The sequence below is a fragment of the Rhodococcus sp. 11-3 genome, from assembly GCF_023704055.1.
Lineage (GTDB): Bacteria > Actinomycetota > Actinomycetes > Mycobacteriales > Mycobacteriaceae > Rhodococcus > Rhodococcus aetherivorans.
The window spans coordinates 776,771-794,779 of record NZ_CP080406.1 but is presented as its reverse complement, the minus strand read 5'-3'; the positions used below and the strand labels follow the sequence as shown (position 1 = coordinate 794,779).

19 protein-coding genes are annotated in these 18,009 nt (G+C 72.7%); 11 read left to right on the top strand and 8 right to left on the bottom strand.

The genetic code is table 11. The features are described from left to right. Positions 1 to 10 precede the first annotated feature (10 nt). The gene (gene carD, locus KZJ41_RS03645) at positions 11 to 499 is read right to left on the bottom strand and encodes an RNA polymerase-binding transcription factor CarD (RefSeq protein ID WP_003935974.1); all 489 of its coding nucleotides are present in this window, start codon (positions 497 to 499) and stop codon (positions 11 to 13) included. Positions 500 to 786: 287 nt separating this feature from the next. Here carD and KZJ41_RS03640 point away from each other — a divergent pair, with 287 nt between their 5' ends. The 3 genes from KZJ41_RS03640 (at position 787) to dinB (ending at position 4,209) form a co-directional block, all read left to right on the top strand. After that, positions 787 to 1,425, top strand: a complete 639-nt coding sequence (locus tag KZJ41_RS03640; protein WP_050034536.1) for a hypothetical protein — start codon at positions 787 to 789, stop codon at positions 1,423 to 1,425. Positions 1,426 to 1,517: 92 nt separating this feature from the next. Beyond that, positions 1,518 to 2,936, top strand: coding sequence for a DNA repair protein RadA (gene radA / locus KZJ41_RS03635; protein ID WP_050034535.1), 1,419 nt, complete (start codon positions 1,518 to 1,520; stop codon positions 2,934 to 2,936). Between the two features lie 25 nt (positions 2,937 to 2,961). Further along, entirely contained in the window at positions 2,962 to 4,209 is a 1,248-nt protein-coding gene (dinB, locus tag KZJ41_RS03630) for a DNA polymerase IV (RefSeq protein ID WP_251550184.1), read from the top strand. Between the two features lie 9 nt (positions 4,210 to 4,218). On the opposite strand, the gene KZJ41_RS03625 is transcribed toward dinB, so the two are convergent. Then, complete coding sequence (locus KZJ41_RS03625) at positions 4,219 to 4,779, bottom strand: PaaI family thioesterase (RefSeq protein ID WP_029540763.1); 561 nt, start codon at positions 4,777 to 4,779, stop codon at positions 4,219 to 4,221. A 97-nt stretch (positions 4,780 to 4,876) separates the two neighbouring features. On the opposite strand from KZJ41_RS03625, the gene disA reads away from it, so the two are divergent. Further along, positions 4,877 to 5,962 (top strand): DNA integrity scanning diadenylate cyclase DisA, encoded by a 1,086-nt coding sequence (gene disA, locus KZJ41_RS03620; protein ID WP_168579032.1) that lies wholly within the window; start codon positions 4,877 to 4,879, stop codon positions 5,960 to 5,962. Positions 5,963 to 6,004: 42 nt separating this feature from the next. Here the strand turns inward: disA and KZJ41_RS03615 are convergent, their stop codons facing one another. Then, positions 6,005 to 6,766 (bottom strand): hypothetical protein, encoded by a 762-nt coding sequence (locus KZJ41_RS03615; RefSeq protein ID WP_029540760.1) that lies wholly within the window; start codon positions 6,764 to 6,766, stop codon positions 6,005 to 6,007. Between the two features lie 58 nt (positions 6,767 to 6,824). Next, complete coding sequence (locus KZJ41_RS03610) at positions 6,825 to 7,451, bottom strand: carbonic anhydrase (protein WP_006947904.1); 627 nt, start codon at positions 7,449 to 7,451, stop codon at positions 6,825 to 6,827. 95 nt (positions 7,452 to 7,546) lie between these two features. Between KZJ41_RS03610 and KZJ41_RS03605 the strand changes: the two genes are divergently transcribed. Further along, a complete protein-coding gene (locus KZJ41_RS03605; RefSeq protein ID WP_029540757.1) occupies positions 7,547 to 8,437 on the top strand; it encodes an A/G-specific adenine glycosylase in 891 nt (296 codons plus the stop codon). On the opposite strand, the gene KZJ41_RS03600 is transcribed toward KZJ41_RS03605, so the two are convergent. Beyond that, positions 8,438 to 9,178, bottom strand: a complete 741-nt coding sequence (locus KZJ41_RS03600; protein ID WP_006947901.1) for an alpha/beta fold hydrolase — start codon at positions 9,176 to 9,178, stop codon at positions 8,438 to 8,440. A gap of 32 nt (positions 9,179 to 9,210) precedes the next feature. Between KZJ41_RS03600 and KZJ41_RS03595 the strand changes: the two genes are divergently transcribed. Further along, on the top strand, positions 9,211 to 9,537 hold the full coding sequence (locus tag KZJ41_RS03595; protein WP_006947900.1) for an antibiotic biosynthesis monooxygenase: 327 nt from the start codon (positions 9,211 to 9,213) through the stop codon (positions 9,535 to 9,537). A gap of 10 nt (positions 9,538 to 9,547) precedes the next feature. After that, the gene (locus KZJ41_RS03590) at positions 9,548 to 10,051 is read left to right on the top strand and encodes a DUF1990 family protein (protein WP_006947899.1); all 504 of its coding nucleotides are present in this window, start codon (positions 9,548 to 9,550) and stop codon (positions 10,049 to 10,051) included. Between the two features lie 79 nt (positions 10,052 to 10,130). Here the strand turns inward: KZJ41_RS03590 and KZJ41_RS03585 are convergent, their stop codons facing one another. Next, a complete protein-coding gene (locus KZJ41_RS03585; RefSeq protein WP_006947898.1) occupies positions 10,131 to 10,571 on the bottom strand; it encodes an OsmC family protein in 441 nt (146 codons plus the stop codon). A gap of 133 nt (positions 10,572 to 10,704) precedes the next feature. Between KZJ41_RS03585 and KZJ41_RS03580 the strand changes: the two genes are divergently transcribed. Next, on the top strand, positions 10,705 to 11,322 hold the full coding sequence (locus tag KZJ41_RS03580) for a YrhK family protein (protein ID WP_006930360.1): 618 nt from the start codon (positions 10,705 to 10,707) through the stop codon (positions 11,320 to 11,322). Positions 11,323 to 11,370: 48 nt separating this feature from the next. Further along, positions 11,371 to 14,229, top strand: a complete 2,859-nt coding sequence (locus KZJ41_RS03575) for a BTAD domain-containing putative transcriptional regulator (RefSeq protein WP_251550182.1) — start codon at positions 11,371 to 11,373, stop codon at positions 14,227 to 14,229. Positions 14,230 to 14,253: 24 nt separating this feature from the next. Here the strand turns inward: KZJ41_RS03575 and KZJ41_RS03570 are convergent, their stop codons facing one another. Then, positions 14,254 to 15,453: an acyl-CoA dehydrogenase family protein gene (locus KZJ41_RS03570; protein WP_029540738.1), complete on the bottom strand. Its 1,200-nt coding sequence runs from the start codon at positions 15,451 to 15,453 to the stop codon at positions 14,254 to 14,256. Positions 15,454 to 15,559: 106 nt separating this feature from the next. Between KZJ41_RS03570 and KZJ41_RS03565 the strand changes: the two genes are divergently transcribed. Continuing rightward, the gene (locus KZJ41_RS03565) at positions 15,560 to 16,324 is read left to right on the top strand and encodes a PIG-L deacetylase family protein (RefSeq protein WP_029540736.1); all 765 of its coding nucleotides are present in this window, start codon (positions 15,560 to 15,562) and stop codon (positions 16,322 to 16,324) included. 9 nt (positions 16,325 to 16,333) lie between these two features. Here KZJ41_RS03565 and KZJ41_RS03560 read toward each other — a convergent pair whose 3' ends face one another. After that, positions 16,334 to 17,281 (bottom strand): YafY family protein, encoded by a 948-nt coding sequence (locus KZJ41_RS03560; RefSeq protein WP_006930367.1) that lies wholly within the window; start codon positions 17,279 to 17,281, stop codon positions 16,334 to 16,336. Between the two features lie 93 nt (positions 17,282 to 17,374). On the opposite strand from KZJ41_RS03560, the gene KZJ41_RS03555 reads away from it, so the two are divergent. Further along, the gene (locus KZJ41_RS03555) at positions 17,375 to 17,968 is read left to right on the top strand and encodes a TIGR03086 family metal-binding protein (protein ID WP_050034530.1); all 594 of its coding nucleotides are present in this window, start codon (positions 17,375 to 17,377) and stop codon (positions 17,966 to 17,968) included. Positions 17,969 to 18,009 lie beyond the last annotated feature (41 nt).

Genomic DNA, 18,009 nt, shown 5'->3' with positions numbered 1-18,009 from the left:
GCGCGGCCGCTCAGGAAGCGGCGGCGAGCACCTCGTCGAGCAGGCTGTCGGCCTTGACGTCGTCCGTGCCCTCCGCAAGCGCGAGCTCGCCGACGAGGATCTGCCGCGCCTTGGCCAGCATCCGCTTCTCACCTGCGGACAGGCCGCGGTCCTGCTCCCGCCGCCACAGGTCGCGCACGACCTCGGCGACCTTGTTCACGTCTCCGGAGGCCAACTTCTCGAGGTTGGCCTTGTACCGCCGCGACCAGTTGGTCGGCTCTTCGGTGTGCGGTGCGCGCAGCACCTGGAAAACCTTGTCGAGGCCTTCTTGCCCGACCACGTCGCGAACGCCGACGTATTCTGCATTATCCGCAGGTACCCGAACCGTCAGGTCGCCCTGGGCGACTTTCAGAACCAGATATTCCTTCTGCTCACCCTTGATGGTGCGCGTTTCGATAGCTTCGATCAGCGCCGCACCGTGATGGGGGTATACGACGGTATCTCCGACCTTGAAAATCATGTGTCCCGTGCCCCTTTCGATTCTTCGAGTTTAACACGTGCTTACGTCCGGCTCTCATCAACGGCGCAGGTCAGGGGCACAGACGCGTGCGCGTAGGACTTGACAGCCAACCGGTTACGTGCATCCGGTGATGTTCGACACACCGCCCGGAGCGGCCCCTCGCGGCCCCGCGGACGCGGCCCGAGGGGGACGAAAGCCCCGACTTCCGCCCCCGGCGCAGACTCGGCGCCCTTCGACTACTACTCTGCCTAGTGGATTGCGAGCCTTACTCGAGTGGAGGACAACCCGTGACTGCTCCCAAAGCGCCGACTCGCCGAGTCGCGACCGCTCTCGCCCTGGCCGCGGGTGCGGCGCTCACGCTGTCCGCCTGCGGCGCCGGTCAGATCAGCCAGACCGCCACCCAGGTGGCCGCGGTCAACGGCAACAGCGCCGAGCTCGGAAACATCGCGCTGCGCAACGTGCACGTGATCTACCCGGACTCCGAGGAGTACAGCCTCGAACCCGGCGGCAAGGCCGCGCTCGGCTTCACCGTGGTCAACCTGAGCGAGACCACCCCCGACGAGCTGACCCGCATCACCACCGACTTCGCGTCCTCCGCCACCGGCGTGTCCGGCCTGCGCATCGAGCCGCAGGCCTCGATCTCGGCCGGCCTGACCGGTGAAACCCTCGCCGAGGACGCGACCGCCGAAGCCGCGACCGACGAGTCCCCGCGTCCCGCCGAGGCCGCCGAGTCCTCCGACACCCCGTCCGTGGCCCAGGTCGAGCTCACCGGACTGAAGGAGGGCGTGCGCCCCGGCCTGACCATCCCGGTCACGTTCACCTTCGCCGAGGCCGGCGACGTCACCATGCAGGTCCCGGTCGACGCCGGACCGGACGTCGAGCGCAACGTCTCCGAGAAGTCGCCGGTCGAGGGCGAGGGTCACTGACCGGCACCCCCGACGCACCCGGGGCCCGGGGCGAGCACTCCGCTCGCCCCGGGCCCCGGTTTCGTGTCGGCCCCCGGCCCTAGGCTGACGCGGTGGCAAAGACGAAGTCGATCTACCGCTGCACCGACTGCGGGCACACCGTCGCGAAATGGGTCGGCCGCTGCCCCGACTGCGGGACGTGGGGTTCGATGGACGAGGCGCCGGCCCTGCCTGCCGCGGTGGCGTCGCGGCCCGGCACCTCGCTCGCCCGCGCCGGGGCCGCGGCACTTCTCCCCACGACCCCGGCCACGCCGCTGACCCTCGTCGACAGCCGGACCACCCACGCGAAGCCCACCGGCATCGAGGAACTCGACCGGGTGCTCGGCGGCGGCGTCGTTCCCGGCTCGGTGGTGCTGCTCGCCGGGGAGCCCGGCGTCGGCAAGTCCACCCTGCTGCTCGAGGTGGTCCACCGCTGGGCGCGGCGCGGCAGCGACGACCGGGCCCTCTACGTCACCGGGGAGGAATCGGCGGGACAGGTACGGTTGCGCGCCGACCGCACGGGTTCGGTGCACGAACGCGTCTTCCTCGCCGCCGAGTCGGATCTGGCGACCATCTTCGGACACATCGAGCAGGTCAAGCCGACGCTGCTGGTGGTGGACTCCGTGCAGACGATGCTCGCCGCCGACGTGGAGGGCGTGTCCGGCGGCGTCACCCAGGTCCGGGCGGTGACCAGCGCGCTGACCTCGCTCGCCAAGGCCAGCGGCGTCCCGGTGCTGCTCATCGGGCACGTCACCAAGGACGGTGCGGTGGCGGGTCCGCGTTCGCTCGAGCATCTGGTCGACGTGGTGCTGCACTTCGAGGGCGACAAGCACTCCACCCTGCGCATGGTGCGGGGGGTGAAGAACCGCTTCGGTGCCGCCGACGAGGTGGGCTGCTTCGAACTGACCGAGGGCGGCATCGTCGGTGTCAGCGACCCGTCGGGCCTGTTCCTGCACCATCGGACCGAGGAAGTGGCCGGCACGGCCGTCACCGTCACCATGGACGGCAAGCGGCCGCTGCTCGGCGAACTGCAGGCGCTGGTGGTGCCGACGCAGAACCCCGCACCCCGGCGCGCGGTCAGCGGCCTGGATGCGGCACGGGTCGCGATGGTGCTGGCGGTACTCGAGCGGCGATGCCGGCTGCCGCTCGGCAAGTGCGACGTCTACGCCTCGACCGTCGGCGGCATGCGCATCACCGATCCGGCCGCGGACCTGGCCCTGGCCCTGGCGGTCGCGTCGGCCGCACGTGAGCGCCCCCTGCCGCCGGGCACGGTGCTGCTCGGCGAGGTCGGCCTCGCCGGCGAGGTGCGCCGGGTCACCGGGGTCGGGCGGCGCATCGCGGAGGCGGGGCGGCTCGGATTCACCCGCGCGATCGTGCCGCACGAACCCGCGGCGGCCCCGGTGGGCGGCCGCACGTCGCGGTCCCCGGCCTCCGACGGGGATCCGATCGAGGTCGGCAACGTCGGCCAGGCGCTCGCCGCGCTGGGCATGTAGACGTGTCGGAACCGGATGCGAACATGTGTTCGTGTCCGGTCACGCGACCATCCTGCACGCCGATCTCGACTCGTTCTACGCATCCGTCGAGCAGCGCGACGACCCGGGCCTGCGCGGCCGGCCCGTGATCGTGGGCGGGGGTGGCGTCGTACTCGCCGCAAGTTACGAGGCCAAGGCCTGCGGCGTCGCGACGGCCATGCCCGGGCGCGCCGCCCGCGCCCTGTGCCCGGCGGCGATCGTCGTTCCTCCGCGCATGCACGCGTATGCGCAGGCCAGCCGCGCCGTGTTCACGGTATTCGAGCAGACCACGCCGCTCGTCGAGGCCGTTTCCATCGACGAGGCCTTCCTCGACGTCGCCGGGCTGTGGCGAATCGGCGGCACCCCGGCCGACATCGCGGCCCGGCTGCGGCGCGACGTCGCCGAACAGGTGGGGCTGCCGATCACGGTGGGGGTGGCCCGGACCAAGTTCCTCGCGAAGGTCGCGAGCGGCGTCGCCAAGCCGGACGGGCTGCTGGTGGTGCCTCCCGACCGGGAACTCGAGTTCCTCCACCCGCTGCCTGTCGAACGCCTGTGGGGCGTCGGCAAGGTCACCGCCGCGACCCTGCACGCGCACGGCATCCGTCGCGTGGCCGACCTGGCGCGGGAGAGCGAGGTCGAGCTCGTCGCCCTGCTCGGCACGTCCATGGGACGTCACCTGCATGCGCTCGCCCACGGGCACGATCCGAGACCGGTCCGCCCCCACCACCGGCGCCGGTCCATGGGCGCGCAGCACGCCCTCGGCCGGCCCCGCAGCGCCGCCGGACACGATCCCGAGAAGGTCGACGGGACGCTGCGGATGCTGGTGGAACGGGTCACCGGCCGCATGCGCGCGGCCGGGCAGCCCGGTCGCACCGTGGTGCTGCGCCTGCGCTTCGCCGACTACACGCGGGTGACGCGGTCGCACACGCTGCGCGGACCCACCGCCCGGACGGACGTCGTCCTCGGCGCCGCGCGGGAACTGCTGGCGCAAGCGGGGCCGCTGGTCGCCGATCGGGGGCTGACCCTGATCGGCGTGGCCGTGTCGAATCTCGACTCCGCGGACACCGAACAGCTCGAGCTGCCGTTCGACGAACCGGCCTCCGACGGTGCGGCGGCCGGCCATCCGCCCGTCGACCGCCACGCGTTGGACGCCGTGCTCGACGACGTGCACGGCCGGTTCGGCACGCGGGCGCTCACGTCGGCCTCGCTGCTCGGCCGGCGTCCGCACCCGGCCGTGCCCCTCCTGCCGGAGTGACCGGGGCGGCTACACGGACGAGGTGCCGTGCGGCGACCTGGGTACCCCGTCGACGAAGTCCTTGGCCCTGTCGAAGTGCTGCGCGCCGACGGTGAGGAACAACCCGCGCGACGTCGCGACGACGACGTCCGGGTCGGCGAACGGTCCCTCGACGATGCGGGCCTCCGCGCTGGTGTACACCTTGCGGCGCACCGTCCCGTCGATCCGGGCGCGCAGCTCGAGCACCGACCCGAGCGGGATAGGCTTGGCGAAGTCGATCTGCAGGTGGCCGGTGACGACGGGCCGGCGCAGCACCATGCATGCCATGCCCTGCGCCTCGTCGAACGCCGTGCTCAGGATCCCGCCGTGGATGAAGCCGGGACCGCCCTGGTAGCGGTTCGCGACGTCGAGCATGCCGGTGATCTCGAGACCCTCGCCGAACGTGAACTGCATCGCCATTCCCGCGGGCTGGTCGTCGCCGCAGCCGAAGCACTTGCTCCAATGGGACGGAATCGGCGCGCCTGCCCCGGGATGGTCGTCGGGAAGCTTGGGAAGGGTGAGGTCGTCGGGCAGGGTCCAGGTACCGCTCATGGGGCAGTAATCTAGTCGGCGGTTCGGTCGGCTCCACCCGGCGGACCGACACGAAGTGACGTTCGCCGCACCGGCCGGACACGGGAAGGATCCATCGATGACCGATGTGGCACCGTCCGTGACGCTGCGCGAGACCATCGCCCGGCTCGCGCCCGGCACCGCCCTGCGCGACGGACTCGAGCGCATCCTGCGCGGCCGCACCGGAGGCCTGATCGTTCTCGGGTTCGACGACGACGTGGCAGCGCTGTGCGACGGCGGCTTCGAGCTGGACGTGGAGTTCGCCCCCACCCGGCTGCGGGAGCTGTCGAAGATGGACGGAGCGGTCGTGGTGTCCACCGACGGCGGCCGCATCGTCAGGGCCAACGTGCAGCTGGTACCCGATCACCGGATCCCCACCGTCGAATCCGGCACGCGGCACCGCGCCGCCGAGCGCACCGCGATCCAGACGGGCTACCCGGTGGTGTCGGTGAGCCAGTCGATGAGCATCGTGACCGTCTACGTCGACGGCCAGCGGCACGTGATCAACGATTCGGCGACCATTCTCTCCCGCGCCAACCAGGCCGTCGCGACGCTCGAGCGCTACAAGTCGCGGCTGGACGAGGTCACCCGGCAGCTGTCGGTGGTGGAGATCGAGGACTTCGTGACGCTGCGCGACGCGCTCACCGTCGCGCAGCGGCTCGAGATGGTGCGCCGCGTTTCGGTGGAGATCGAACAGGAGGTGCTCGAACTGGGCACCGACGGGCGGCAGCTGGCACTGCAGCTCGAGGAGCTGGTGGGAGACAACGACCTGGCCCGGCAGCTGATCGTGCGGGACTATCTGGCCGGCACCGACGCGCCGCAGCTCGTCGCCGTCGAGCAGACCCTCGCCGCGCTGGACCGGCTCACCGACGTCGATCTGCTGGATCTGACGACGTTGGCGCGCGTGTTCGGGTATCCGGGCACGATCGAGGCGCTGGACGCGGCGACGAGTCCGCGCGGTTACCGCGTGCTGCATCGGGTGCCGCGGCTGCAGTCGTCGCAGATCCATCGGCTGGTCGGCTCGTTCGGGAGCCTGCAGGGCCTGCTGGCGGCGACGGCGGCGGACCTGCAGTCCGTGGAGGGCATCGGCGGGCTGTGGGCCCGCTACATCCGCGAAGGGCTGTCGCGGTTGGCGGAATCGTCCATCAGCGGCCCGTACGACTGATCCGCGAGCACGGCGGCGCGCCGGTCGGGCGGTGTCGGCCGGTCAGGCGATGTTGAACGGCTCCGGCGTGCTGCGCAGGCCCCCGAGCTGGCCGACCACCGTGTAGGCCCCGGCCGGAACCCGCTCCCGCGGTGCCTGGCAACCGGGCTCGGAGGTCGTTCCGGACCACTTCACCGCGAAGGCGGCCTGGTCACCCGGGGCCAGCTTGCGCACATCGGCGGTGGACTCGGGGAAGCAGTCGGTGTTCGCCCACAACCGCCGGCTGCCGTCGAGCGAGTAGACCAGCACCTGCTGCAGGCCCGCGCCGAGGTCGCGCTCGCAGGCGGCCGTGCCGATGTTCGTGATGACGATGGTGAACTCGGGCTCCTCGCCCACCTGGTAGTTGGGCCGGTCCGCGGTCACCCGCACGGCGAGCGACTGGTCCGGGCACTGCCCGGCCGCGACGGCGGACGCACTCGCCGCCGCGGAACTCGAGGACCCGGCGGACCCCGACGTCGTGCTCGACTGCGACGACCCCGACTGCGACGACCCCGAATCGGAGCCTCCGGAGGACCCGCCGGGGCCGGCGGCGGCGACGCCGTCGGCCTCCTCGCTCCCGGTGCTGCTGGTGGGTGTGCGGGTGGTGCTGGTCTCGGACGTCAGGACGCCGGCGGCCGCCGGGTCGGGCTCCGGGTCGTCGCCCCCGCCGGTCAGGGACAGGACGAGCCACACGACGAGCGCGAGCACGACCACGCCGACACCCACGGCGAGCGCGCGTCGACGCCAGTAGATCTCGGGGGGCAGCGGCCCGGTCGGTTCAAGCACGCCTCACACGGTATGTGCCACCGGCGAGGCGTCGCCGCACCGAAGTCGGCGTGTCGCGTCAGTCGACGGTCACACCGATGTCGCCGACGTGTCCCTGCAACTGGACGTGACCGTCGGAGAGCTTGTAGGTCACGCCCGCGATGGCGCACTGCCCCTTGGCGATGCGCTCGGCGATGATCTGGGACCGCTGGCTGAGCAACTTCCCGGTCTCCACCACGTGGCGGCCCTCGAGCTCGTCGACCGTGGACAGCCCGTCGTTGCGGCCCATGAGAATCGACGGCGCGACGCGCTCGACGATGTCCCGGATGAATCCCGGCGGGATGTCTCCCTTGTCGAGGGCGTCCAGGGTGGCCTTGACCGCGCCGCAGCTGTCGTGACCGAGCACGACGATCAACGGCACGTTCAGCACGCCGACCGCATACTCGATCGAACCGAGCACCGCGCTGTCGATCACGTGTCCGGCGGTGCGCACGACGAACATGTCGCCGAGGCCCTGGTCGAAGATGATCTCGGCGGCCACCCGCGAGTCGCCGCATCCGAAGAGCACCGCGATGGGGTGCTGCTCGTTGACGAGGGTGGCACGGTGGTCGATGCCCTGGCTGGGGTGCAGCGGGGTACCACTGACGAAACGCTGGTTACCCTCGGTCAGGGCCTTCCACGCGGATATGGGGTTGGAGTTAGGCATAAGGGCATTATCCATCCCTTACTGTGACGCATCCCGCTCGGTGGAGTTACCGCGGGGCTAAATCGGGCCGACAACGGGACGGGAGGATGTGAGAGATGCCGGTCGACGCGACCGCCCTGCTGCGCTGGTACGCCGCCGAGGCGAGGGATCTGCCGTGGCGCGAGGAGGGCGTCACCGGGTGGCAGATCCTGATGAGCGAGGTGATGCTGCAGCAGACGCCGGTGGCCCGCGTGGCACCGATCTGGCTGGAGTGGGTGCAGCGGTGGCCGGTGCCGTCGATGATGGCCGCGACGAGCCAGGCCGACGTCCTGCGCGCCTGGGGCAGGCTCGGATATCCGCGCCGGGCGCTGCGGCTGCACGAGTGCGCCGGGGTCCTGGCCACCGAGCACGGCGACGTGGTCCCTGCCGACGTGGACGTGCTGCTGTCGCTGCCGGGCATCGGCGCGTACACGGCGCGGGCGGTCGCCTGCTTCGCGTACGGCCGGCGCGTCCCGGTGGTGGACACGAACGTCCGTCGCGTCGTCGCGCGGGCGGTGCACGGTGCCGCCGAACCCGGTAATCCGTCGGTCACCCGGGACCTGGCCGACGTCGAATCGCTCCTGCCGCGAACCCGCGAGCGGGCGGCGACGTTCTCCGCAGCCCTGATGGAACTCGGTGCGACCATCTGCACGGCCCGCTCGCCCGACTGCGCCCGGTGCCCGCTGCCGCGGTGCGCATGGGTGGAGGCCGGCCGGCCCGCCCACGACGGCCCGCCGCGACGGGTGCAGAAGTTCACGGGCACCGACCGTCAGGTGCGGGGCAAGCTCATGGCGGTGCTGCGCGAGAGCGACGTCCCGGTCGAGCGGCCGGTGCTGGACCGGGTGTGGCTCACGGATCCGGGGCAGCGCGACCGGGCGCTGCACTCGCTGCTCGTGGACGGTCTCGTGGAGCAGACCGACGACGGACGTTTCGCGCTCGCCGGCGAAGGCCTCGCCGGCCAGGCGTGATCAGGCGAGGGTACGGAGGAATCGTTCGACCTCGGCGCGATATTCGTCGGGGCGTTCGTCGTGCACCAGGTGCCCTGCGCCCGGAATCCGGGCATACCGGGCCCCGGGGTGCTCGTCGGCCATCCGCCGCATCTGTCCATCCGGGGTGATGGTGAACTCCCCCTCGACGAGCAGGGCAGGCACCGAGATCGACCGCCACTGGTCCCAGAAGTGCCGGGCGCCCCACTCCTCGGAGATGTCGCGGAAGGTGGCCACCTCGCCGTGCAGGTACCAGCCGTCGGCCCGATGCTCGAAGGAGTCGAGGAAGTACCGCCCGGCGACGTCGCCGAAGTAACCGACGACCGCCTCCTCGTCCGGGAACGGCTGCGGCCACCGCGCGATCATCGCGGCCCAGTCCGCCGCGGTGCGGCCCCGGAAGTCGGGGGCCATGTCCTCGACGACGAGCGCGGCCACCCGGCCGGGGTGCGCGGCGGCGAAGCACCACCCGTGCAGGGCGCCCATCGAGTGCCCGATCACCACCAGCGGTTCACCGATGCCGTCGAGGTGCGCGGCGAGGTCTGCGACGAACGCCTCGGTGGTGAGCCGATCCGGGGCGGGACGGCCGTGGCCGGCGGCGTCGAAGGTGTGGACGTGGCCGTGCGCGCGCAGCCACGGCAACTGCCGGCGCCACGTGCGGGAGCTGCCCATCAGGCCGTGCAGCAGCAGGATCGGCCGCCCGGAACCACCTTCGTCGTGCAACACAACCGCCAAGGTAGCGGAGTACGCTCGCCGCCATGGCAGTGGTGAAGATCAATGCAATCGAGGTCCCCGAGGGCGCGGGCCCGGAACTGGAGACGCGCTTCGCGCATCGCGCGCACACCGTGGAGAACTCGCCGGGCTTCCTCGGTTTCCAGCTCCTGCGGCCGGTGCAGGGCGAGACGCGCTACTTCGTGGTGACCCAGTGGGAGTCGGAGGAGGCGTTCGCGGCGTGGCGGGACGGCCCGGCCCGGCAGGCGCACGCCGGTGAGGCGAAGCGGCCGGTCGCGTCGGGGGCGTCGCTGCTCGAATTCGAGGTCGTGCTCGACGTCAAGGCCGCCGGCGAGGACACCGATCAGGGCTGAGCGCGCCGCCGTGAACGCGCAGCGCTCTTTCAACTACCCGCACGTCGGCGCCACGCGCGGCAGGGTTCCGGCAGGGTTCCGGCACGCGCACCTCACCCGCCGCCTCGGCTCGGGCGACGTCGCGTTCCGCACCGCCGTTCGGGCACTGGAAAGCTGGAACATGCAGCGGCATGCGGGGTTTCGCGTCGATGCGAATACTCCGCGGCCGCGGGCGGGGCTGGAGGTACGGCTGGATCCACGGTTCGGTCCGGCGCGCTGGGGTGCGTGGTGCCGCGTGGTCTACGTCGTCGACGAGCCGGATCGCCGCGGTTTCGCGTACGGCACCCTCGACGGTCACCCCGTCAGCGGTGAGGAGGCGTTCGTCGTCGAGCGACGGCCCGACGGCGCGGTGTTCGGCCACATCAGCGCCGTCTCCCGCCCCGGCCGATGGTTCACCCGCCTCGGCGCGCCGGTCCTGCCGCTCGCTCAGCGGTGGATGATGGGCCGCTACCTCGACGCGCTCGCCGGACGGTGACCCACACCGCGGGTGCGCGGGTGCCGGGGACGACACGGTCGTCGCCGCAGCGGGTGCGCACCCGCGGTGGTGGAATCGCTCAGGATTCGAGTGCCGCGTCGAGCGTGATGTCCACCCCGGTCAGTGCCTTGCTGACCGGGCAGCCCTCCTTGGCACCCTGCGCGGCCTTCGCGAACCCGTCGGCATCGAGGCCGTCGACCTCGCCGCGCACCGTCAGCTTGATGCCGGTGAGCCGGAAACCGCCGTCCGGGTCGGGGCCGAGCGAGACGTCGGCCGTGACGTCGAGGCTCTGCGGCGTGCCGCCGGCCTCGGCGATCAGCGCCGAGAGCTGCATCGCGTAGCACGACGAGTGTGCCGCGGCGATGAGCTCCTCCGGACTGGTGGTGCCACCGGCGTCCTCGGCGGCCCGCTTGGGGAACGAGACGTCGAACGTGGCGCGGCCGGAGCTGGTGAGTTCGACCTGTCCGGCGCCGTCCTGCAGGCCACCGTTCCAGGCGGTGCGAGCGGTACGTGTGGGCATCGATCGGTCCCTTCGTCGTGGGGTGTCCTCCCCCGCCGAACCTACGCCACGTCGCGCGGCCCGGCTCCGGTTCTGCACGGCGGCGGGCCGCGCCTCTGCACGGCGGCGGGCCGCGCCCGCTAGGTTCGCGGGTGTGTTCACCCGGCCGACGCTGCGCCGCGAGTCGCGGCTGTTCGTCATCGGCTCCGCCCTGTTCGCCGCCGGTTCCGGCGGCGTGCTCGTCCTCCCCGCCGCCACCTCGAATCTGCTCTACTTCGTGGGCTCGTGGTTCTTCACCGCGGCAGCGACCGTGCAACTGCTGCTGACGCACCGCCCGCCCGCGGCGACGCGCGTGGACCGGTACGACTGGTGGTCGGCCGCGGTGCAGTGGGCGGGCACACTCGCGTTCAACGTGAGCACCGGATTCGCGCTCGTCGCCGGCCTGACGGCGTCCGAGGAGCGGAACCTGGTGTGGCGGCCCGACGCCGTCGGGTCGGTGTGCTTCCTCGTCAGCAGCGCACTGGCGGTGGTGGCCACCACCGACACCGATGCGCTGTGGGATCCGCACGCCCGCAACTGGCGCAGCACGTGGCTGAACATGCTCGGTTCGCTCGCATTCGGCGCCTCGGCCGTCGGCGCCCACATCGATCCGGCCGGCGAAACACTCGCGCCGCGGCTCGCGGACCTCGGCACGTTCGTCGGGGCGGTGTGCTTCCTCGTCGCGGCGCTGTGGATGCGGCCCGCCGATCCGCCGGAACCGCATCGCACGTGAAGGCCCCGGGTCTCGGCAGGAGACCGGCGGGAGTGGTCCAATGGTTCCGTGGTCACGGGTGGCGACCGGGCGCGAGTCGAGGTACTCGGCCCGCTCCGCGTGCTGGATGCGGATCGGCGCGACATCACTCCCGACGGGCTGCTGCAGCGACGCCTGCTGGCACTGCTGGTGCTCCGGCGGGGCCGGGTGGTGCCGGCGCACTCCGCCGTCGATGCCCTGTGGCCGTCCAGGCGACCGGCGGATCCGGCCGCCGCCCTGCAGAACCACATGTTCCGGCTTCGCCGTGGTCTGCCCGACGGCCTGATCGAGTCCGTCGGTGAGGGCTATCGGCTCGATCCGGCCGGTGTCGAGGTCGACGCCGACCGGCTCGTGGTGGCCCTGAGCGCGGGGGCGACGGGGGGTGCGGGCGTGTCGGCCGAGATCGACGCCGTGCTCGCGCGCTGGCAGGGCCCCGCCTACCCCGAACTCGACGAGGTGGACGAGGCCCGGGCCGAGGCGACGCGGCTGGAGGAGCTGCGTTCCCGGGCCCACGAGGTCCGGGCCGAGGTGCGGCTCGGACGGGGCGACACCGACGGCCTCGTTGCCGAACTGGTGGCGCTCGCCGACGCGCAGCCGCTGCGGGAACGGCCGCGCGCGCTGCTGATGACGGCGCTCGCGGCAACCGGACGCCGGGCCGAGGCGCTACGGGTCTACGACGACTTCCGGCGGCTGCTCGGCGACGAGCTGGGCATCGAACCGTCGCCGGCACTGGCGGCTCACCACGCGGAACTGCTCGCCGGTGCCGCCGACCGGGTGTGGGCGCCGGTGGGCCGGTTGCCGGTTCCGGCGACGTCGCTCGTCGGCCGGGACGCCCTGGCGGTGGCGGTGACCGAGCTGGCGGAGTCCGGGCGCCTGGTGACCCTGGTCGGTCCGGGCGGGGTCGGCAAGACCCGGTTGCTCCTCGAGGTCGGGCACCGGCTCCGGGCCGCCCGACCGGATCGGCCGGTGGTGTTGTGCGAATTGGCCACTGCCGACCCGGACTCCGCGGTCGACGTGGCCGCCGCCGCCCTGCGGATCGACGCCCGTCCCGGCACCTCCCTCGCCGAGCGGGTGGCCGACGTGCTGGGCGACACCGAGCTCGTGCTGCTGCTCGACAACTGTGAGCACGTGCTCGATCCGATCGCCGCTGTCGTCGAACGCCTGCTCGCCACCTGCGCGCACGTGCGGATCGTGGCGACGAGCCGGGAGCGGCTCCGAGTCGTAGGCGAGCACGTCCGCCAGGTGCCGACGCTGTCGTACGACGGCGAGGACGCACCGGCCGTGCGGTTGTTCGAGGAGCGGGCGCGGGCCGTCGTCCCGGGCTTCGAGCCGGACGGGCGAGAACTCGCCTGCATCGCCGAGATCGTGCGGCGCCTGGACGGGTTGCCGTTGGCGATCGAGCTGGCAGCCGCGTGCCTGCACACCCACGAGGTCGCGGAGGTCGCCGCGGGCCTGGACCACCGCTTCGAGCTGCTGGCGTCGGGGTACCGCACGTCGCCGCGGCACGGGTCGCTGGCCGCGGCGGTGTCGTGGTCGTTCGGGCTGCTCGCGGAGGATCTGCAGCGGACCTTCGCGGAACTGTCGGTGTTCTCGGGCTCGTTCGACGCGGCCGACGCCGCGGCGGTCTGCGGCACGGATCCGGGGACGGTCACCGCGGCGTTGACACACCTCGTGGAGCGCTCGCTGGTGATGCGGATACCCGGCCGCCGGTACATGCTGCTCGAGACGCTGCGGGCGTTCGGCGCCGAACAACTCACCCGCGAGGGCCGGGTCGACCTCGTCGCGGAACGGCACGCCCGGCACCTGGCCGACTGGGTCGACCGGGCGGATTCACGACTGCTGCAGCCGGGCGAGCCGGTCCTGGCGCAGATCGATGCCGCCGTACCGGAGTTGCGCAGCGCGCTCGGCTGGTTGCTCGACCACGACGAGGTCGCGCTCGCGGGTCGTCTCGTCAATGCCCTGCTGGACTACGGGATCTTCCGGCTGCGACCGGACGTGCTGGGCTGGGCGCGGCTGGTGATCGACGCCGATCCGGAGGGCCGGAGCCCGTTCGCCGCGCGCGTGCGGGTGGTGGCCGCCTACGCGGCATGGATGTCCGGCGACGTGGCCGAGACGGGCCGGCTCAGCGCCGCTGCGTTGCGCGCCGTCGAGCGGGCGAAGACCGAGCCGGCGGCGGAGGCGATGACCGTTCGCGGGAGCTACGAGTTGTTCGAGGGGCATCTCGACGAGGCCGCCGCCTGGTACCGGCGGGCCGCCGCGGCCGCCGCGAACGACCCGGCGCAGCGGCTCATGGCGCGTGCCACCGAGCTGCTGCCGTTGGGTTATGCGGGTGACCCGGCCGCCGTCGAGCAGGCCGAGGCACTCCTCGCCGAGGTCGCCGACGCACGCACCCCGCACGCCGCGTATGTCTGGCACTGCGCCGGGGAGGCGGACCTGGCAGTCGACGTCGAACGGGCCCGCGCGCGCTTCGCTCGGGCACTGGACATCGCGGAACAGACGAACGCCTCGTTCGTGACCGGTCTCGCCGGCGCGTCGAAGGCGTCCATCGACGCCCGGATCGGTGACCCGGCGGCCGCCGCCGACGAGTACCGGCGCCTGATCCCGCACTGGCGGCGCGCCGGGATGTGGTCGACGCAGTGGACGATGCTGCGCTCGATCGCCGGGCTTCTCGAACGCCTGGACCGCTACCGCGACGCCGCGGTGCTCGAGGGGGCCGTGCGCGCGACCGCGGCCGGTCATCGCATCTTCGGCGCCGACGAGGTGGCCCTGGACGAGCTCGGCGCGCGACTGCGCGCCGCGCTCGGCGACGACGCGTACGAGGCGGCGCGACGACACGGCGCGATGCTCGACGGCGAGGCCGCCGCCGAGCATGCGCTCCGCGCGCTGTGACCGCCCGGGCCGGGAGCCGCGACCTCACCACCTGGGCTGTTCGCCGAGAATGCCGAGCAGCGACTTGCCGACGAGTTCGTGGGTGAGCGCGTCGTTGCCGGGGTGGAATCCCCCGCACCGCACGTCGCGGTAGAGGCGTTCGAGCTCGTTCCCGGTGAACATGCCGGCGCCACCGGCCACGTCGAGGGCGATGTCGACGACCCGTTTGGCCGCTTCCACCGCCCGCCACTTCATCGCATACACCTTGGGCACCCACTCGTCGCCGTGGTCCGTGCCGGCCACCCAGTCCGCGACGAACCGGTCGAGCGTCGCCGAGGCGGCGTCCAGCTCGAGATACATCTCCGCGACCTGGTGCTGCACGAACGGGTTGTACGCGTACGCGCCCCGCTCGATCGCCACCGAGGTCTTGCGCCGGGCGCTGCGGACGGCGAGTTCCAGGGCGCGGTCGGCGATCCCCAGGTACACCGCCGCCATGAGCGAGAGCGGCCACATCGTCATCGCCACGAGGAACGGGTCGCTGCCGTCGCCCGCGGGGACGACCCGCCCGATGCGGTCGTCGGGCACGAAGACGTCGTCGAGAACCGTGTCGTGGCTCTGCGTCGGCCGCATGCCGAGGGTGTCCCACGTCTCCACGACCTTCACCCCCGCGCTGCGCCGTTCGACGAAGGCGTGCACGATGTGCGGCCCGCCCGCCGCGTCCGCGTCGACGGCGTGTGCGCCGAGCCACCGCCACGCCGGACCGTTGGAGCCGAACTGTTTGCGGCCGGTGAGCCGGTAGCCGCCCGCCACGCGCTGCGCCCGGCACGTCGACAGCAGCACCGGGATGTCGTTGCCCGTCTCGGCGTGTCCGGCGGCGAACACGTCGCCGGCCACCGCGGCCTCCAGGATCCAGCGGAGCGACGTGTCGCCCGTGCGTTCCATTTCGGTGGCGATCCCGATCCAGTAGGAGTGCATCGTCATCGCCAGCGCGGTCGCCGGGGCGTAGCGGGCGAGGCGCCGCTGGCTCGCGGCCAGCCGGGCCAGATCGAGGCCCCATCCCCCGTAGCGGGTGGGTACGGCGGCGGCGAGATAGCCGGCGGCCCGCAGCTCGGCGAGGTCCTCGTCGAAGTAGGAGTTGGACCGGTCGAGTTCGCCGGCACGGGATCGGAACCGCTCCAGCATCTCGGTCGGCAACTCGGCCGCGGTCCGGTTCCGGGTGGGGTTCATGGTGAGTGTGGTGTCCATGGCCACGACGATGCGCCCGCCTGCTCTCACCGCGCTCCCACCGGATCCCAGCGCGCCGAGAGCGCGCGGGAGCGCCGGGGCAGGGCCCGCACGGACCGTGAGAGGCATGAACGCGACGACATCCCTGCCCCTGTCCGGGACGATCCTGTCGATCTGGGCCCACCCCGACGACGAGACCTACCTCGCCGCCGGCGTCATGGCCGCCGCCCGCGACGACGGCCGGCGCGTCGTGTGCGCCTCGGCCACCGCCGGCGAGCACGGAACCGCCGACCCCCGCTCGTGGCCTCCGGAGCGGCTGGGCCGGGTCCGCCGCTGGGAAGCGGCCGCCGCCATGGCCGTCCTCGGTGTCGAAGAGCACCACGTCCTCGGCCTGCCGGACGGTGCCCTCGCCGAGCACGAGGACACCGGTCTCGCGTGGGCCGGACGGCTCCTCGACGACGTCCGCCCCGGCACGATCCTGACCTTCGGTGCCGACGGGATGACCTACCACCCCGACCACACCGCCGTGCACCGCTGGGTCACCCGGGCCTGGCGTGACCGCGGTTGCCGTTCCCGGCTGCTGTACGCCACCCCCACCGTGGAGCATCTCGACCGGTTCCGGGACCTCTACGAGGAATGGGGCATGTACATGAGCGACGAGCGCCCCACGGGCGTGCGCGAAGAGCGGCTCGCGGTCCACGTCCGGCTGCACGGGCTCGCGCTCGACCGCAAACTCACCGCGCTGCGGGCCATGGCGACCCAGACCGCCGACCTCGTCGCGCGGATCGACCCGGCGGTCTACGCGGCCCAGATCGCGGAGGAGGCGTTCGTCGCCGCCCCTCGCGTCCCGGACCGCGGCGATGCGGCGACGAGAACCGCAGTGGCGCGGTGACGGGCCGGGCTACCGGTGCCGCTCGGCGAGGCGCTCGGCCGACGACCGGACCTGCTCCCGGAGTTCGGGCGGCCCGAGCAGCTCGGCGTCGTCGCCGAGTTGCCACATCGCGGCGCCGGCGTGGGTGGCCCCGCCGAACTCCGCCTCGGCCTCCCACCAGCCGTCGCCGGTGGGCCGCTGCGCGACGACGCGGATCGCGATCGCCGCGAGGTCTTCCCGGCGCCGGTCCCGGATCCGCACCGCGGCGGTGACCGTGCCCAGACCGGCCCGGAACTCGGTGCGGCGCCGCTGCCAGATCCGGGCGAGGTCGACGTCGGGTGGGCGGTGAGCCGCGGTGTCGAGCGGTTGCACCCGTTCCATGCGGGAGAGGCGGTAGGTGCGTTCGGCGCCGCGATGCAGCGCCACCAGATACCAGCGGCCCGCCGCGCTGACCAGCCCGAGCGGGTCGACCGTCCGCCACCGCGCCTCGGCGCCACGGGAGCGGTAGCGGATGCGCAGGCGGCGATCGGTGAACACGGCCTGCTGGACGACGCCGAGGTGCTCGTCCCGCCGGTGATCGACCACCCACCCCGACGAGCTGACGACGATCCGCTCCCCGACCCGTGCGGCGGCGGTGCGCTGCGCCTCGGGCAGCGCGACGGTCACCTTCCGCATCGCCGAGGCGAACGCGGAGGCCATGCCGAGCGAGTCGGGGGTGGCCGACGCGCTCGCCGCGAGCAGGGCGGTCGCCTCGTCGACGGTCAGGCCGGTCAGGTCGGTGGTGAAGCCGGGGAGCAGCGCGAAACCGCCGTCGCGTCCGCGTTCGGCGTAGACGGGGATCCCGGCCGCCGACAGGGCCTCGACGTCGCGCAGCACGGTGCGCACCGAGACCTCGAGTTCCCTGGCGATCGCGGGCGCGGTCATCCGGCCCCGGTGTCGCAGCAGCAGGACCAGGGACAGCAACCGATCGGCTCGCACCTGCCGAACTCTCCCAGAAATACATGACAGAAGGTGTCGTGTTTCGCGCGCAGGATCGTGTCCGGCAGCAACCACACGACCGAAAGGCCCGACATGAGCACCGCGTCCGACCCCCGTCCCCTCTACCGCGACGCCCTGGCGTGGGTGGCCACGCTGATCGACGAGGTCCGCCCCGAGCAGATGACCGACCCGACGCCCTGCCCGGACTACGACGTGCGCGCGCTGCTCGGCCACCTCGTCGCCACCGTCGATCGCGGCCGCGTGATCGGCAGCGACGGCGACCCGCTGAGCGTTCCGGAGTTCCTGACCGGCGTGCCCGACGACGCGTGGCGCGCCGAACTCGAGCGGGCGCAGGCCCACTACCGGAAGGTGTGGAGCGACGACGACCTGCTCGACCGGCCCGTCGTCGCGCCGTGGGGAACGGTGCCCGGCCGCGCCGCGGTGCTGAGCAGTCTCAACGAGGCCCTCGTGCACGGCTGGGATCTCGCCGTCGCCACGGGACTGCCGGCCGAGCCGGATCCGGTGCTCGTGGAGGCCGCGTTCGTCGTCGCGCGCAGCAAGATCCCCGCCTCCGTGCGCGGCGGACGGGTTCCCTTCGGCGCGGCCGTCGAGCCGGCGCCGGACGCGAGCCCCGTCGAGCGGCTCGCGAACTGGTCCGGGCGGGACACCGCGGCCTGGCGGCGCTGATCCCGACACACCAACGCCGACGGGCGGCACCCGCAGTGGGT